This window comes from Vreelandella arcis, assembly GCF_900103865.1.
GTDB lineage: Bacteria > Pseudomonadota > Gammaproteobacteria > Pseudomonadales > Halomonadaceae > Vreelandella > Vreelandella arcis.
This window is the reverse complement of record NZ_FNII01000013.1, coordinates 1-16,135: the sequence shown is the minus strand read 5'-3', so window position 1 is coordinate 16,135 and position 16,135 is coordinate 1. Positions and strand designations below refer to the sequence as shown.

Sequence of the window (16,135 nt, the reverse complement as noted above, 5' to 3'; positions counted from 1 at the left end):
CTACGCTGATGACTGAGTCGTGCATGAAGTAAGTATTTACTAGTGCACGATATCATCTCCACTAACGGATTAGAGGTGTTCATCATGGCAAGTGGCAAACAAGATAAAGCGAAAGGCGCTGCCCATAAGGCTGCCGGCAAGGTGAAGGAAGCGGCGGGCAAGGTTGCCGGTAGCGGCAAAACCGAAGCCAAAGGTAAGGCTCAGCAAGCGAAAGGTGGAGTTCAAAAAGGCGCAGGTGAGGCCAAGGATAGCCATAAGAAACAGCGCTAATTAGTTATACAGATACCCACAGGGGGCTTCGGCCCCCTGTTGGTGTTTAAGCGGCGTAAAACTATCGTCTCGCATTATCATCGTTGAAGCATTTGAGAGCACCTCAGTAATGGCCTAGCAGTTTCCACCACAAGCCGCCAACGATTACCCAAATAATGAGGTTCACCACACTCATAATGAAGCCTGCTTTCCACCATTCGCCTAACGTTAGGTAGCCCGAGCCAAAGATGACAGGGGAGGTGCCCGTGGCATAATGGGTTAAGGTCATCATGATGGAAGACGTGGCAGCCATGATAAGCACAAACGGCATGGGCGGCGCGCCAAGGCTTAAACCAACGGTGAGAAAGGCGGCCATCATGGCGGTGATATGCGCGGTGGTACTGGCAAAGAAGTAATGGGTGTAGAGGAAGGTCAACACCAGCAGAGCAGACGCTCCCAGCCAGCCGATGCCCATCATGGTGATCCAGTCCTGCATATTGGTGGAAAACCAGTCGATCAAGCCCGTCTGGTTGAGCTGGGTCGCCATCATGATCAGAGCGCCGAACCAAAGTAGGGTGTCCCAGGCGTTCTTTTCTGCCAACACATCATCCCAGGTTAATACGCCGGTCAGCAGTAGTATCGATAGCCCAATAAACGCAGAGGTGGTGGTGTTGAGGGTGACGGAATCGCCCAGAAATAGCGCCGGGATATCCGCCCAAAGCAGCAGCAGCACCAGAAAGACAAACAGCATAATGCTTTCGTCTCGTTTGATCTTACCCAGCTCGGCAAGCTTATCGCGGGCCATTTGCGTGGCATGGGGAGTCTGTTTAATGTCCGGCGGATAAAGCAGATAAAGAATTAAAGGCATGGCCAGGATAGCGGCGAGGCCAGGCAGTAGCATGGCGACTGCCCAGGTCATCCAGCTCAGTTGGATTTCCGCCCCGGTGGCGACTGAAACCAGTTCTACGGTCAATGGGTTGGGAGCGGTTGCGGTGACGAACATCGCTGAGGTAATGGGATTGCTGTGATAATTTACTAAAGCCAGGTATTTGCCGATTTTGCTCGAAGTGCCGTCTTCTGGGCGTGAGTCAAAGCCTTTCGCAATAGAGCGCATGATGGGGTGCATTATGCCGCCACCGCGGGCGGTATTACTGGGCGTGACGGGGGCAATAGAGAGTTCTGAAAAGGCTAAGCTATAACCGATTCCCAGCGTCTTCTTGCCGAAGATGGAAATGAAGTAGTAGCCGATGCGAGCCCCTAGCCCCGTCTTAATCAGCCCCCGTGAAATCATAATCGAGATGGCAATTAACCAGATCAGCGAGTTGGAGTAGCTGCTTAATGCATCGTTAATGGCGGTGCCCGGATTGTCGCTGGTCACGCCACTCGCTGCCACGACCGAAATGGCAATGATTGAGATAGCGCCGATGGGCATTGCCTTGCCGATAATCGCGGCGATGGTTCCTACGAAAATGGCCAGCATCAGCCAAGCATCTGAGGTCAGGCCTTCCGGTAAGGGAATAGCCAGCCAAATCAGCAGGGTCACAGCCACCGCAATAACGGTCGGCCAGGGTTTGAAAGGTAGCGTCGGCATATGGTGGCCTATTTAAAGTAGATTTAAGAGACACGCTTACAGGCAATCGAGTAGCGCATCAGTCTTAACTAAAGTCTATATCGGGTAGGTTCTTGCCGACTTGCCCCACGTCAATTCGAAGCATGATCTAGCGCAATGTTACGTGCCGGAAGCTATGACTTAATGGTGAAGCGTCATGAATCCCCTGATAGAGGAAACGCCCTATGCCTGCCATGATGAAAGCGGCCATCTTTGTCGAGCCCGGCCGCATCGAAATCGACGACAAACCCATCCCCGAAATCGGCCCCAACGACGCTCTGATGCGCGTGACCACCACCACGATCTGCGGCACCGATATCCATATCCTCAAAGGCGAGTACCCGGTGGAGCGCGGCTTGACTATCGGTCACGAGCCGGTGGGGATCATCGAAAAGCTGGGTGCCAACGTTCAGGGTTACCAGGAAGGCCAACGGGTGATTGCCGGGGCGATCTGCCCCAGCTTTACCTCCTATGGTTGCCAGGACGGTTGCTCCTCCCAGGATGGCGGTCACCATAGCCACGGCTACAAGCCGATGGGCGGCTGGCGGTTTGGCAATACCATCGACGGCGCTCAGGCAGAGTATTTGTTGGTGCCCGATGCTCAGGCGAATCTCTCGCCGGTGCCTGACGGCTTGACCGATGAACAAGTGCTGATGTGCCCGGACATTATGTCGACCGGCTTTGCCGGGGCCGAAGCCGGGGGTATCAAGATCGGTGACACCGTGGTGGTATTCGCCCAGGGACCGATTGGTCTGTGCGCCACGGCGGGCGCAAGGCTGCGCGGCGCGGGCATGATCATCGCCGTTGACGGCGTGGATGAACGCCTGACCATGGCCAAGCAGATGGGCGCTGACGTCACCCTGGATTTCCGCAAGGTCGACGTGGTGGATGAAGTCCTCAAGCTCACCGGCGGGCGCGGCGTGGACGTGGCTATCGAAGCGCTCGGCCTGCAGCAGACGTTCGAGTCTGCCCTGCGCGTCTTGAAACCCGGTGGAACACTATCCAGCCTCGGTGTCTACTCCGAAAACCTGACGATTCCGCTGGGCGCGTTCTGCGCGGGCCTGGGCGACCACAAGATCATTACCTCGCTGTGCCCCGGCGGCAAGGAGCGCATGCGCAGATTGATGAGCATTATCGCCGCCGGTCGGTTGGATCTGGGCCCTATGGTCACCCACCGCTTCGCGCTGGAGAACATCGTCGATGCCTACGACCTGTTTTCCCACCAGCGCGACGGCGTATTGAAAGTAGCGCTCGAGGTCTCCTGAGTTTCAGTCGCCCAGTTCAACAATGAGCCAAAAACGAAAAACCCGCTAACGGTCGCTATCCAGCCGTCAGCGGGTTTTTTGCAGGCGGCAATAGCCGCCAGGCCTTAGTTGAGTTCCAGCGAGAGGTTCATTTCAACGCCGGCATCGCCCACGCTGACCCCGTACTCCATGTGCTTGTAGGTATCGCCATACTGCCGGAACATGTCAATATCGGACGCTTCCAGCGCGTCGGCAGGCGCCTGCTCCATGACATCGGCCAGCGAATGATAAAACTCACTCGCCAGGTGGCCATGAAGCAGTAAGTCCTGCTCTGATGCCGGGGCTTGAAGCGCTTCCTGCAGTGACGCTGGGTCGCTGATGTCTGCGCCCAGGGCAATCGCCGTATCCGACATGGCGGCATACAGCGGCGGTGTTTCGGGCGGCAGCAACATGCTGTCGATTTGCTTGGCGTCTCCGCCTGGCTCAAGCCCAAGCGCGCCCAGTTCAGGCAAGAAGGTGGCTGCGGTCGTCACCAGCCCCATCGGGTTTGGGGAAGCAAGGGTCAGGATGCCGCTGCCACTGGGTTCGCCGTCGATCATTGTCAGGCTGTCGATGCGCGCTCTCAGGCCGGATAGCGCTGACCCGATCATCATGGTGGCAGGGTTGTTCATCGCCATGTTGATCTCGCTCCAGGCGCTGTTCAGATCCTGCAATTCATCACAGCTGAAGGGGTTCTGACGAACCTCCCGGGCATATTTTTGAACCGTCTGAAGCAGTAACGGCAAATTAAGGCCCATGCCGACACTGGCGATACCCTCTGTGCTGCCAAGGCCTGGCACCTGAGTCGTCAGGGCGCGCAGGTCAGTGACAATCGCTTCATCGGTTTCCAGAATGACATTCATCTCCATGCGATCCTGGTTGTACTCGCGCATGCCCATCACAAGGCCGGGGAAGCGGCTGGTAATGCGATCAATATCGGCCTGGCAGGCCGACAGATCCAGTTGCTCAGCCTCAACGGCGTCCATCAATGCCTGAGTCCCCGAATGGGTGGGGGAGCTCAGTTCATTAAGCAGGCGTGAAAAGTCGACTTCCCCGGCACCGTAGGGGGTAAAGTCATGGCGCTGCTCAAGTTCTGCCAGCGCACCAGAGTCGCCAAGGCTGCTGTCAGGTAAATCGCTACCCAGCACCTGAGCAAGCAACGCGTCGCTGGCATCCTGGGGGACTACCGACATCAGCAACTGCTGATCTTCAATGACAAGAACCGCCTGGACGGGCGCCTCGGGGGTCAGAACCCAATAATCGGTGCCGTTGGTGGTGGCCGTGCGGGGATTGATCTCTGCCTTGGTCAGGAGACGCTTGAGCGTTTCGCGAAACGCCTCTTCATCCTGCAGCTGCATGCGAAATACAGGCAAGATACCCAGTCCATACAAGGCGGCCCGAGGGCTCGCCTTCAAGCCCAGCGCATGGAAGTCATCCAGGGATTCAACACCGTCGAGCTCTTCACCCATGGCGATCAGCAGCTTTATCATTGCCCGCGACACGTCATCGTCAGTATCGGCCAGCGTATCGCGCAGTTCATCCAGGTCAGACTCAAGGCTCGCCATGGGCTGCATGCGCTGGTAGAGGTCGAAGGCCTCTTGCTCAGGCATTGCCTCACTGGAGGCCATGAAGTAGGGCGCGTCAGCCGGAATATAATCCAGTATCGTCGCTGCGTCGGTTGATGCCTTGTCGTCGCTGCAGCCGCTGATCAGCCCCGCGCTGATCAGGGTAATCGCCAGGGAAAGCTTGGTTTTCATCGGATATTCGTTCCTTGAATGGTGTGGGTTTGCAATCAGTAAATGATAATCATACACAAAGTTTTCTTTATTATCTTCTGCTTAAGTAAAAAAGTGACCCTTGAGGTTTGCAACACTCAAGAGCCACCATACGCAGCCGCGTGGTTTCCCAGGCTGCTGCTTTAAACCTCCTGATACAGCTCGCTGCCTTTATCGCGAAACTTCTCCGCTTGTTCCTCCATGCCTTTCATGACGGCTTCCTGATCGCCGTTTAGCCCGTGCTCGTTGGCGTAATCTCGCACCTCCTGGCTGATCTTCATGGAGCAGAACTTCGGCCCGCACATGGAGCAGAAGTGCGCCACCTTGGCGGAGTCCTTGGGCAGGGTTTCGTCGTGGTATTCGCGGGCGGTATCCGGATCCAGCCCCAGGTTGAACTGGTCTTCCCAGCGGAACTCGAACCGCGCCTTGGAAAGCGCATTGTCGCGCCGCTGTGCGGCCGGGTGGCCTTTGGCCAAGTCAGCCGCATGGGCCGCAATCTTGTAGGTGATGATGCCGGTTTTGACGTCGTCTTTATTGGGCAGGCCCAGATGCTCCTTGGGGGTGACGTAGCAGAGCATCGCGCAGCCAAACCAGCCGATCATCGCCGCCCCAATGCCGGAAGTAATGTGGTCGTAGCCGGGGGCAATATCCGTTACCAGCGGCCCTAATGTATAGAAGGGCGCTTTGTCGCAGTACTCCAACTGTTTATCCATGTTCTCTTTCACTAGATGCATGGGCACGTGGCCGGGGCCTTCGATCATTACCTGCACATCGTGTTTCCAGGCGATATGGGTCAGCTCGCCGAGGGTTTTCAGCTCCGCCATTTGCGCTTCGTCGTTGGCATCTGCCACCGAGCCGGGGCGCAGGCCATCGCCGAGGGAGAACGCCACGTCATACTGCTTGCAGATCTCGCAGATGTCTTCGAAGTGGGTGTACAGGAAGCTCTCCTGGTGATGGTACAAACACCACTTGGCCATGATCGAGCCGCCGCGGCTAACAATGCCGGTGACACGCTTGGCGGTGAGCGGTACATAGCGTAGCAGTACGCCCGCGTGAATGGTGAAGTAGTCCACGCCCTGTTCGGCCTGCTCGATCAGCGTATCGCGGAAGACTTCCCAGGTGAGGTCTTCGGCCACGCCTTTGACCTTTTCCAGCGCCTGATAGATAGGCACTGTGCCAATCGGCACCGGCGAGTTGCGCAAAATCCACTCGCGGGTTTCGTGGATGTTCTGCCCAGTGGAGAGATCCATAATGGTGTCCGCGCCCCAGCGGATGCCCCAGGTCATCTTATCTACCTCTTCTTCGATAGAAGAAGTCACCGCTGAGTTACCCAGATTACCGTTAATTTTGACCAGGAAATTACGGCCAATAATCATTGGCTCGCTTTCTGGGTGGTTGATGTTATTGGGAATAATCGCCCGCCCTCTGGCGACGTCATCACGCACAAACTCAGGGGTGATTTCTTCCGGTAGGCTGGCGCCAAAGCTCTGGCCTTTGTGCTGATGGCCCAGAATGCGCTCTACTTCAGCGGTACCTAGCGCTTGCCGGCGCTGGTTTTCGCGCAAGGCGATAAACTCCATTTCCGGGGTGATAATGCCCTGGCGGGCGTAGTGCAGCTGGGTCACGTTCTTGCCCGGTTTTGCTCGGCGTGGTGTTCGGGTTAGATCAAAGCGCAGCTGGGCAAGCGTCGGGTCGTTGGCGCGGCGGTTGCCGTAATCAGACGTGGGGCCTGATAGAAATTCGGTATCGTCACGCTCTTCAATCCAGGCTCGGCGTAGTTCCGGCAGACCGCGGCGCAGGTCATTGTTAGCATCCGGATCGCTATAGGGGCCTGAAGTGTCGTAGACCAGCAGCGGCGGGTTCTGCTCGTCGTCGGCGGAGGTCTTGGTGGGCGAGAGGGTGATCTCACGAAACGGCACGCGAATATCCGGCCGCGAGCCTTCCACGTACACCTTCCGCGAGCCCGGCAGCGGCGCGATGGCGGCGGCATCCACCTGGGCGGTTTCGGCTAAAAAATGGCTAGTCTTGCTCATAGTAGCTTCCTTGTCGTTGTTGGCAGTCAGTCAGTGAGGTCGAGGCCCATCTGCCAAAAGTCGATTTCCAGGCGAGTGGCATCGCGGAAGATCTTGCTCAGCTCATTAAAGCGGGCAGGGGATACATCGGCAAGGCGGGCATTGAGCCATTCGAGCTCCGCCCGCATGGCGGACTGAAACTCTTCGCTCTCGTACATGCCAATCCAGGCGTCAAAGGGGTTTTGCGCGCCGCGCACCGTGGTGGGCTGGTCGTTAAGCCAGTTGGCGATTTCGCCGTAGCCGACCAGGCAGGGGGCCAGTGCCACGTGCAAATCGAGCAGGTCGCCGCGGCTGCCGGTATCCAATACATAGCGGGTGTAGGCAAGCGTCGCCCTGGCTTCCGGCAGCTCAGCCAGCTCCGCCTCGCGGATGCCCCATTCGTGGCAAAAGCCCACGTGCATGCCCAGCTCCACGTCCACGATGGCTTTCATGCCTTCATGGGCCTGGCGAAGATCCGCAAGGGTGGGGCTTTTATAGGCAGCCAGCGCATAGGCGCGGGCGAAGTGGATCAAAAACAGGTAGTCCTGCTTCAGGTAGTGACGAAACGATGCCTCAGGCAGCGTCGCCGTGCCCAGCTGGCGCACAAAGTCGTGCTCGATATAGGCGCGCCATTCATCGTGACAAGCGTTAGTGAGATCGGTAAAGCAGTAGCCCATGATGCCTCCGGTGGTAATGATCCGGAGGGCAGGCGAGAGATCGAGGAAATGGCGCGGAAAGGTGGCGTGAAATGAAGCCATGGCCATCGCTTGATCCCTACGCCGGTACCCGCGCTGCAATTCAAATAGCAGCGCATTAGCCGGATCAGGTTCAGCGGGACCAGCGCTCGGCAGCAAAAAAATGCTAGCCCTGCGCCATCTCAGCCGGATATCACCGGCACCCCGTCAAGCTGTTCGTTGGTGGAGTGTAGGAGGCGGGTGGGGGAGATGCAAGGGGACGCACAAGTACTCGAATTTTGGATATGCTGCCAAAATTGGCTTTGCCATTAGAAGATTCGGTGGGTAGGGTTAAGTGGGCAGCTACAAAATCTCAATCAACGCGCTATGGCGTTCATTGAGGTTTTGTAGCGTGGTGTAGAATTATTGCTAGCGATGTGAGAAGCCATGATCGATTTACCAAACTTACCAACAGATAGTCTTTACAAGTTTCTGGCGCTATCGGGGCTTATGGTAATTTTTGCCAGTGGCTTTCTTTATACTAAGTTAAGGCGGGAACTAAACGATAAAATGTATGACGTTGAATGTTCTCAGGTTAAGAATGAGGCGCAACTTAATTTTTTGGAAGCTCAGGAATGCCCCGACCAAGAGCATGTTTATGAGCTACGTGCCCTCACAAATGTTAATCAACTTGGAACGAAAGAAGCTCGGCGCCTCTTGAATGAATTCCAAGCTTTTCGTTATGTTTTCTACTCATCTGTTATTGTGGGGCTAGTGATGGCTGGAGGAGGGTTCTGTCTTTGGTATCATAAAGTACAAGTGCACCAAGACCTGTTCCTTCAACTTCAGGTAGAGGAAATGTGTCAAAGCGCTAACCCAACGGCCAACTGTACGCCATAACCTCTGAATTCAACGGCGGTCTCAAGATAAGCATAAACTTGTTATTGTTATGCCTGGGTCAGCTGCCGGTATCCCATGCTCTGCTACACTTTGGTCGGTAAAGTCGAGAGGGTACCGGCGCTGGCCCTTCTTCCTCTACGGTGTGATCCAAAGTGCTGCGGTTATTCTATGAATCCAGGTTCTAAGGAATTGCCGCACTTCATTGCCCGCCATATTGGCAGGATGCCGCATTTTGTGGAAACGAATGAAAAAGCGAATCCAGTAGCAATAGGTTTTCTCAGTACGAAAGCTATAGTGCTTGACTCTGAGGGCAGCCTTCACCCTCTCCATAAGGTTCATAGGTTGCACCCATGCAGCTTTGGTTGCTGATTTTGTATACAGTATTGTTGAGAATAGCAAATCGCGCAAGCACGCAAATTTTGGATATGCTGCCAAAATTGGCTTTGCTATCAAGGGAATCAATGGGGTAGATTTAATCTGGTAGCTGCATAACCTCAATGAACGCGCCGACACGTTCATTGAGGTTATGCAGCAGGGCGTATAATTACTGTTAGAGACAAGAAAATGAGAGAGATATCGATACCACCGCTGAGCTTTAGTCGATGGACTCCATGGGAGAGCCGTTTCGACATTTCAGGCCGAGAGTATCCAGGCGTATATGTCATTGCAATTTCAGACGACGATCTAGCCGGGCATGCCGTTCGATGGCGCGATGTTGTTTATGTAGGAATGACTAAATCCAAAGGTGGCCTGACTCAAAGATGGTCGCAGTTTCAGAATTCGATCCGCGGTCGTGATGGCCACAGTGGTGGTTGGACTATCTTTAAGGCTATCGGGAGCTTTGACGACTGGACTTCGAATCTTTTTGTGGCCGCGATGCCGGTCAGGTGTAACCCTGCTGATCCTAATCCGACTGATCTTCGGCGGTTAGGTTGGGTGGCTTATCTTGAATACGAGGCACTTTCAAAATTTTCGAGACAAGTTCCGGATCAAAAAAAGCCTATATACAACACGCTGTGATGGGTCGCTCTAACAAGTGGCTGTTGTCGGACGTACCTACGCTAGCGCTTCGGTACGCCGCAAAGCCAAGCGTTAAATCAGTAGTGATACCGGAGCTGGGCAATAAGCAAAGCCTCATCCGTGACTTTATATTTCAGTCAGTGTTCATGGTTGATTCGCCAAGACCAATAACCGGCAATGCTCCCAATATTGATGAACCGTTTTCGGCTCTGGGTCGATGACCGAAGCGCCTTTACCTTCCCGGTAGAGGCACTTTTATGCAACAAAAGTTTACCTGCCGTAACTGAAGCCTCCTTGTTATCGAACAGTGTTCTGCCTATGTTTGATACGTGTGAATCAAACGACTGTCACATTGCGTGAATCAAGGCAGGACAGCCTTTCAATACCATGACGATTCATAGAATCGTTCACAGCAAGTCGTCACAAGGAGAATACACGTGAAACTCAGAACCCTACTTACCGCCTCGTTTGCCTCTACCGCTCTGCTCGCCACGGCACCGTCGGCATTCGCTGCACCCAATGCTGATGGACTCTATCTGGGTATCGGTACCGGTTTCAGCTCGCTGGAGAACGACGACGACGATGTCGACGATTTCATCTCCGATGGCGCTGAAGACTTTGAACTGGATGATGACGAAGACAACGTCTTTAAAGGTTTCGTCGGCTACGAATTCAATCCTTACTTCGCTACCGAAATCTTCTATGCCGATCTTGGTCGTACGCGCCTAGAGGGTAACAGTGGCGCCAATACCGATTTGGAATCCGACGCCTACGGGGCGAGTCTGGTCGGTCAATTGCCCATCACCTCCTGGTTTACCGCCTTCGCCAAGGCCGGTGTGGCCAAGTGGGAAACCGACGTCGACGGTAACCTTGGCGGTGCTAACGTTGACCTTGAAGATCAGGACGGCACCGATCCGGTCTACGGTGTCGGCGCGCAGTTCAACTTCGACCCCTTCCTGGTTCGTGCCGAATACGAGCGCTACGACTTCGACAGCGACTATCAGATCGACACCTTTACCGCGTCAGCCGGTTTCCGCTTCTAAACGTCAATTTGTTTTGCCATGTACGATATAAGCGCCGGGGCTCGCCCCGGCGCTGCCGTTTTCAACAAGTTTTTTTTGCTGACCACCATCTTGCTCCAGCTCGATAACGGATTCCAGCAAACGACGGGCGCTCTTAGTGCGCGCAGGAGATAGACTGTCTCTTGTAGCGCCTCATAGTCTTCGAGAGAGATCATTACCACAGGCCTTGTTGCGGGTGATGATTATTGGTGAATGGTCTTCACAGACCTGCTCCATGGTTTTTGCTAGATTGGTTCTAACGGACGTGTAGCTAATGGCATCCATAAGGCTGATCCCACGCGTTAAACGGTAAGATGTTGATGAACCAAAACCTTGCAGACGAGCTAGTCATGATGATGCGCGAAGACCAGCACATGTTGCAGCAGCTCTTCGATGCTGGCGAACTGCCCGCTGAGTCCTACCATCCCCGAATGAAAGCCTTGCACGAGCAAAATACTGCCCGTCTGAAAGAAATCATTAGCGTCCACGGTTGGCCTGGTATCCCGCACGTTGGTGAAGAAGCGGCCAAAGCGGCCTGGCTGGTCGCTCAGCATTCTGTATCAGATCTTGATTTTATGGCGGAGTGTGCCGGCCTGCTGGAAGAGGCGGTTGCCAGAGAAGAGGGAGCGGGGTGGCAGTTGGCATTTCTGCAGGATCGGGTGCGTACCTTATCTGGTAAGCCTCAGGTCTATGGTACCCAGTTCGATGTTGATGAAAAAGGGTGGCCAACACCGTTTCCTATCGAAGATGCGGCGACGGTGAATGAACGCCGTGTCCGCCTCGGGCTGAACTCCCTTGAGGAGCGTCAGGAGCAAATGGTTGAGCAAGAGCGTAAGCGCCGCTCAAATATCGAACAAACCCGTTAACTAAGCGCGGTACGCAGCCGATTTGCCTCCGTGTCAACGGCATCGGTGCTGAGCCGCTATCGCTTGGACGCGATGCTTTTCCAAACCAGCCCAACAAGCGCAATCGCCAATACGGCGAACAGCACAACGGCGCCCGACGAATCCAGCACTTGCAACGTTAGGCCTGACACGACCAGCCAGAGCGCTGGGATTATGGCGGCGATCCATAGCGCGAAACCCCGGAGCATGATAAGCACCAGGCCAAGCGTGGTCACCGCTGTGGGGTCGGCATGAATGCCGTACACTTCCGCCTGGAACCAGGGGCCGCCGCTCAGCGGCGCCATCAGTGGCATTATGATCAGGCCGAAGAGGGTGATGGCTATACCTATAGCAACTGGTGGGTTTGTTGCGCGTGGCGCGTTATCCATTCCCCATCCCGTTAGCGCCATCACTACCAGCAGCACGGCCTGGACGATGAAAGCGTCTCCAACATAGCCTCCGGCCCAGTTGAGCGCTGCATAGCGCTGAAAGAAAAACGCGACGGCGACAAAGGCCCAGAAAGGGGCGGGGAGCAGGCAGGCAATTCGCGTGCGCTGTGTCAGCGCCAGCACAAGGGTCGCGGCGCCCAGCGCGAGGGTCAGCAGATGCAGCGGCCAGAAGGTTTCGCCCATGCGCTCCAGCAGGCGAAAGTAAACCTCCGCGGTGAAGGGAATAAAGTCCTGCAGCTGGTAGCTTGTCCACGCGTTCATAGCGACTCGATAGTGGCGGCCATCCGCTGCCGGGCGTCGGGCGAGGGCATGGGGGCGTGGCCGGCGCGCATATTCTCGCGCATGTGTTCGACCTGGGTGGTGGCGGGTATCGCGCAGGTGATCGCCGGGTGGCTGACGATAAACTTCAGCAGGAAGTCCGCCCAGGTGGTGCAGCCGCATTCCGCTTCTGCCCACTCGGGCAGTGGCGCGTTACGGCGCTTGAGGTTCTTGATCAGGCTGCCGCCATCGTAAGGGCGGTTGGCTATCACGCCGATGCCCCGTTCTTCTGCCAGGGGCAGTAACCTGTTTTCAGCCTCGCGGTGGGTGATGTTGTAGGTGAGCTGAACGAAGTCGATATCCTCTGACGTCATGATCTGCTCGATCTCGCTGTGGCGGCGCCCGTGCGAGGTGGTGATGCCGACATGGCTGATGGTGCCTTCGGCTTTCATCTCCTGCAGCGCTGCCAAGTGCTCGCGCCAGTCGGTTAGGTTGTGTACCTGTACCAGATCGAACTGCTCCACCTGCCAGCGGTCTTCAAGCTCGGCTACCTGCTCGCGGGCTGAACCACCGGCGGGGCTCCAGACCTTCTCTGCGGAAAACAGGCTCTCGGGCGTGCCGAGCTGCTGCAAGGCATAGCCCATCACATCCGGCGCCGAGCCATACATGGGCGAAGAGTCGATCAGGCCGCCACCATGCTCGAAGAATGCCTTAACCACCTCGGTACGGGCATCGAGCAACTCGGGGTCGTTGCCAACGTTGAACGTGCGCCAGGTGCCCATGCCGATAATGGGCAGCGTTTTGCCCGTGCCCGCAAAGGTCTTCTGTTGCATCCCGCCCGTGTTGGCAAGAAGCGATGCGGTTGGAAGTGTCACGGCGGCGAGCGTGGCGCCGATGAGCGTAAGGCTTTGTCTGCGCGTGATGCGATGCTTGATGTGATGCTTCATAGCGGTCGCTCCTTCAGGTTTTTTTGAATCGGCACCGTGGAGGCCAACACCAGCACAAAGCATGTCAGTACAAACACCTTATTCACAAACCAGTTGGTGCGCCAGATCGACCATTCAGGGTCGGCGAGAAAACGGGCGAACAGGGTACAGATGATGAGGATTTCAATGACGGACATGCCCACCGCCAATGCACGCGTATAGCGAGGCCGTTCGAGCAGCGCCCAGCCGAGCCAGACGTGCGTCAGTGGCCATAGATCCCAATAGATATAGCGTGCCCAGGGCTCGCCGTATGCCAACGCGTAACCTATGGGAAACAGGTATTTGATGAACAACGTCCACGCGGCGAGGATAAACAGCAGGTGGGCGAGGAAGCTAATCCAGCCATTGGGTTGTGGGGCGGGCAGTGACATGACAGCGCTCCTGTCCTAGTCCGTTAATCCTGATCCGTTAATGGCGCGTCCTCATACCATCTGCAAAGACTGCTTGCGCGTTGGCCGAGGATAGGCGGCGTCGATCTGTGCCAGATCCTCTTCATCGAGTCTGACGTTATCTGCCCCGGCGTTCTGTTTGAGGTGATCCAGATTCACGGCTTTAGGAATAGCAATCACACCGGGGTAGCGCAGTGCCCAGGCGAGGGCGACTTGCGCGGTGGTGGCGCTGTGTTTGTCGGCGATGCGTTGCAGGGTGGCGTCATGCAATAGCGCGCCGCCTTGCCCGATCGGGCAGTAGGCCATGAGCGGCATGTTGTGTTGTGCTTGCCAGGGCAGCAGGTCGTATTCAATGCCGCGTGCTTCGGGGTTGTAGAGCACCTGGTTGGTGGCGCAAGCGGGTGCGTCGAGCTCTGCTAAGTCGTCACTGTCAAAGTTCGACACGCCCCAGCGCAGGATCTTGCCCTGCTCGCGCAGCCGCTCAAAAGCTTCCACTGTTTCGCTCAGCGGGTACTGGCCGCGCCAGTGCAGCAGGTACAGGTCGATAGTGTCGGTGCCCAACCGGCGCAGGCTGCGCTCGCAGGCGGCTTGAACACCCTTGGTGCTGGCGTTGTGTGGGTAGACCTTGCTGACCAGATACACCTCATCGCGCCGGTCACGGATCGCTTGGCCAACGATCTCTTCAGCGCCGCCCTCGGCATACATCTCGGCGGTATCGATCAGCGTCATGCCCAGATCCAGGCCTTCACGCAGGGCTCTGACCTCAGCCTGCCGCTGCCCGGCATTCTCGCCCATATGCCAGGTGCCCTGGCCTATACGGGGTACGCTTTCTCCGCCTAGCTCAATCATCTGCATATCGCTGTCTCCTACTGTATCTCCTGCTGTGATGCTGTTCTGACTGCCCGCCGCCATCGCCGTTCATGGATCAAAACCAGCACCTTGCGCAATCGAAAGCCGCCTCCATTTGAGAAGCTCATCGGTGATCTTGCAGGTGCTTATTTACGTCGGATTAATATCCAGCATCGCTTGGTCTCTTTGATTAGCTTGTGAATTTGGTTAAGAACCTTCTTGTCAGTTTTCTGCCAGTATAGATAGTCTTCCCAGGCGTTGGGCTTACTAGGGAGATTTACCGTGCATAATCTCGGGGCATTCGCAGTTATTTTGGACGATTCGTCTTAGCGATGAAGCCGACGATATTCGGCATTTCCACAGAAGCGAGCTTCCCCCGAAGACACTGCCTCGTCATGTTGAGCGTATTGAAGATGCGTTCAACGTAAGTGGCGGTGCGTCGTTGCGTATACAAGCCCAATAAGTGCTGGCGGCGGATGGCCCGTGCGCTACGCGCTCGCGCCATCGCTGAGGCCAGTCGTTAGGCAATAAAACGTAGCGCCTCTCACGTCCGTTGGCTGAGAGACACTACGAGAGTTGCAACTATCACTTCAAGTCGGCGAGGCTTGCACCGAAGTTGATATGAAACGGCTCACCGTCCAGAACTAGCGCGGGCACCGACTTGACACCAGCCGCTTCAGCTTCTGAAACGCGGGATTTGTCGTTGCCAAGATGAACGATTTCCACGTCGTAACGAGTAGGATCTATTGCCTTTGCAACGTTGTCCTCCGCGGCCACACATACCGGGCATCCCGCATGGTAAAAGATTGCTTTATTGCTCATATTAAGACTCCTGTTGTATGTAATTGTGCTGTGCGCACATGCCAACAGTGGCGCCTTAACGGGTACGAAAAAAGCGGGAACCCTCAGGTGTCGTAGGCACTTTTCGGTGTAAATTAGCGAGAATTAAGGAGAAAAAATATTAGCTCACGCACTCCTAGCTCTTACCGCAAACTCGAAGAGGTCGTCGGCTGCAAGTGGTCGGTTTCGGTGCTACTTTCTGTCGACGAAGGCGTTAACCGGCCGGGCGCTCTTGAACGGCATATTGATGGTATTTCTACAAAGGTCTTGAGTGAACGGCTTCGTAAACTGACATCCTATGGTCTTCTCAAGAAGAAGAGTTTTCCGGAGGTTCCGCCGCGAACGGAATATTCGCTAACGCCTTCGGGTAAAAAGCTCATCATGATAATTAAACAAATTCATACTCTTGATACAGAGCTTGGCTATCAAGAAACCAAATAATGAGATAAGCATTGTTGGCTAACAATCGGCGGTACAGCGACCGCTCATCCGCTGCGTTACAGCTCCAGGGCGGCGCCTGAGCACGGTCGTTAGCACCTTACTAGCCTGGATTTCTCATAGCACCTCAGCCAGTACCGCACTCAGGCTGTAACACCGTTAAATACCTACTGGTTCGACTTACATCGGCTACTTTTTAACCACTTTCCGTCGTTCAGACACACCTCCCCCTTTCCCCCATTGCGTCGGGCCGGGGGCGCCCGAGCAGTCAGTTCGGCACCAACCGCCTGACGAGATCGGATAGCGCCGTTTTATAGGGGTAGCTGTCACTCATGAGTACGCGGATTCGACGCGTATTGCGGATGATGACCGCGCCTACCTTGATGAGCTTGAGCCTCAGGTTGCTAGGACTCATGCGCG

Annotated in this window: 18 protein-coding genes, 1 pseudogene and 1 riboswitch; of the genes and pseudogenes, 6 read left to right on the top strand and 13 right to left on the bottom strand. The window is 55.7% G+C overall.

The genetic code is table 11. The annotated features are described in order from the left end of the window. The first annotated feature begins 42 nt into the window (after window positions 1–42). Window positions 43–270 (top strand): CsbD family protein, encoded by a 228-nt coding sequence (locus tag BLR97_RS14870; RefSeq protein WP_422821927.1) that lies wholly within the window; start codon window positions 43–45, stop codon window positions 268–270. 103 nt (window positions 271–373) lie between these two features. On the opposite strand, the gene BLR97_RS14865 is transcribed toward BLR97_RS14870, so the two are convergent. Continuing rightward, window positions 374–1,840 carry a DASS family sodium-coupled anion symporter gene (locus BLR97_RS14865; protein ID WP_089707310.1) on the bottom strand — a complete coding sequence of 489 codons (1,467 nt, stop codon included), beginning with the start codon at window positions 1,838–1,840 and terminating at the stop codon, window positions 374–376. Window positions 1,841–2,043: 203 nt separating this feature from the next. Here BLR97_RS14865 and BLR97_RS14860 point away from each other — a divergent pair, with 203 nt between their 5' ends. Then, complete coding sequence (locus BLR97_RS14860) at window positions 2,044–3,123, top strand: NAD(P)-dependent alcohol dehydrogenase (RefSeq protein ID WP_089707309.1); 1,080 nt, start codon at window positions 2,044–2,046, stop codon at window positions 3,121–3,123. Window positions 3,124–3,227: 104 nt separating this feature from the next. On the opposite strand, the gene BLR97_RS14855 is transcribed toward BLR97_RS14860, so the two are convergent. From BLR97_RS14855 to tenA, 3 genes are all read right to left on the bottom strand, one after another. After that, window positions 3,228–4,898 (bottom strand): hypothetical protein, encoded by a 1,671-nt coding sequence (locus BLR97_RS14855; RefSeq protein ID WP_089707308.1) that lies wholly within the window; start codon window positions 4,896–4,898, stop codon window positions 3,228–3,230. 161 nt (window positions 4,899–5,059) lie between these two features. Further along, on the bottom strand, window positions 5,060–6,949 hold the full coding sequence (thiC, locus tag BLR97_RS14850; protein WP_089707307.1) for a phosphomethylpyrimidine synthase ThiC: 1,890 nt from the start codon (window positions 6,947–6,949) through the stop codon (window positions 5,060–5,062). 26 nt (window positions 6,950–6,975) lie between these two features. Beyond that, entirely contained in the window at window positions 6,976–7,644 is a 669-nt protein-coding gene (gene tenA / locus BLR97_RS14845; RefSeq protein ID WP_089707395.1) for a thiaminase II, read from the bottom strand. A 77-nt stretch (window positions 7,645–7,721) separates the two neighbouring features. After that, a riboswitch (TPP riboswitch) is annotated at window positions 7,722–7,879 on the bottom strand. 209 nt (window positions 7,880–8,088) lie between these two features. On the opposite strand from tenA, the gene BLR97_RS14840 reads away from it, so the two are divergent. After that, window positions 8,089–8,541, top strand: a complete 453-nt coding sequence (locus BLR97_RS14840) for a hypothetical protein (protein WP_089707306.1) — start codon at window positions 8,089–8,091, stop codon at window positions 8,539–8,541. Window positions 8,542–8,676: 135 nt separating this feature from the next. Here the strand turns inward: BLR97_RS14840 and BLR97_RS14835 are convergent, their stop codons facing one another. Beyond that, a complete protein-coding gene (locus tag BLR97_RS14835; protein ID WP_244511328.1) occupies window positions 8,677–8,871 on the bottom strand; it encodes a phage integrase N-terminal SAM-like domain-containing protein in 195 nt (64 codons plus the stop codon). 1,127 nt (window positions 8,872–9,998) lie between these two features. Between BLR97_RS14835 and BLR97_RS14830 the strand changes: the two genes are divergently transcribed. Beyond that, the gene (locus BLR97_RS14830) at window positions 9,999–10,604 is read left to right on the top strand and encodes a porin family protein (protein ID WP_089707304.1); all 606 of its coding nucleotides are present in this window, start codon (window positions 9,999–10,001) and stop codon (window positions 10,602–10,604) included. 171 nt (window positions 10,605–10,775) lie between these two features. Here the strand turns inward: BLR97_RS14830 and BLR97_RS19980 are convergent, their stop codons facing one another. Continuing rightward, entirely contained in the window at window positions 10,776–10,907 is a 132-nt protein-coding gene (locus BLR97_RS19980) for a type II toxin-antitoxin system Phd/YefM family antitoxin (protein ID WP_244511324.1), read from the bottom strand. Between the two features lie 35 nt (window positions 10,908–10,942). On the opposite strand from BLR97_RS19980, the gene BLR97_RS14820 reads away from it, so the two are divergent. Beyond that, window positions 10,943–11,488 (top strand): DUF6624 domain-containing protein, encoded by a 546-nt coding sequence (locus BLR97_RS14820; RefSeq protein ID WP_089707394.1) that lies wholly within the window; start codon window positions 10,943–10,945, stop codon window positions 11,486–11,488. Between the two features lie 56 nt (window positions 11,489–11,544). On the opposite strand, the gene BLR97_RS14815 is transcribed toward BLR97_RS14820, so the two are convergent. The 6 genes and pseudogenes from BLR97_RS14815 to BLR97_RS14790 form a co-directional block, all read right to left on the bottom strand. Next, window positions 11,545–12,216 carry an MFS transporter permease gene (locus BLR97_RS14815; RefSeq protein WP_089707303.1) on the bottom strand — a complete coding sequence of 224 codons (672 nt, stop codon included), beginning with the start codon at window positions 12,214–12,216 and terminating at the stop codon, window positions 11,545–11,547. Beyond that, complete coding sequence (locus tag BLR97_RS14810; protein WP_244511323.1) at window positions 12,213–13,088, bottom strand: aldo/keto reductase; 876 nt, start codon at window positions 13,086–13,088, stop codon at window positions 12,213–12,215. Before BLR97_RS14810 ends, BLR97_RS14815 begins: the two co-directional genes overlap by 4 nt. Before the next feature lie 68 nt (window positions 13,089–13,156). Then, window positions 13,157–13,570 (bottom strand): hypothetical protein, encoded by a 414-nt coding sequence (locus tag BLR97_RS14805; RefSeq protein WP_089707302.1) that lies wholly within the window; start codon window positions 13,568–13,570, stop codon window positions 13,157–13,159. 51 nt (window positions 13,571–13,621) lie between these two features. After that, complete coding sequence (locus BLR97_RS14800) at window positions 13,622–14,443, bottom strand: aldo/keto reductase (RefSeq protein ID WP_089707301.1); 822 nt, start codon at window positions 14,441–14,443, stop codon at window positions 13,622–13,624. Between the two features lie 167 nt (window positions 14,444–14,610). Then, a pseudogene (locus BLR97_RS14795) lies at window positions 14,611–14,748 on the bottom strand (type II toxin-antitoxin system YoeB family toxin); the annotation flags it as partial. 274 nt (window positions 14,749–15,022) lie between these two features. Beyond that, a complete protein-coding gene (locus tag BLR97_RS14790; RefSeq protein WP_089707300.1) occupies window positions 15,023–15,259 on the bottom strand; it encodes a thioredoxin family protein in 237 nt (78 codons plus the stop codon). A gap of 138 nt (window positions 15,260–15,397) precedes the next feature. On the opposite strand from BLR97_RS14790, the gene BLR97_RS14785 reads away from it, so the two are divergent. Then, window positions 15,398–15,718 carry a winged helix-turn-helix transcriptional regulator gene (locus BLR97_RS14785; protein WP_089707299.1) on the top strand — a complete coding sequence of 107 codons (321 nt, stop codon included), beginning with the start codon at window positions 15,398–15,400 and terminating at the stop codon, window positions 15,716–15,718. Window positions 15,719–15,983: 265 nt separating this feature from the next. Here the strand turns inward: BLR97_RS14785 and BLR97_RS14780 are convergent. Continuing rightward, on the bottom strand, window positions 15,984–16,135 hold a 152-nt coding region (locus BLR97_RS14780; protein ID WP_211605167.1), incomplete at its 5' end, for a transposase.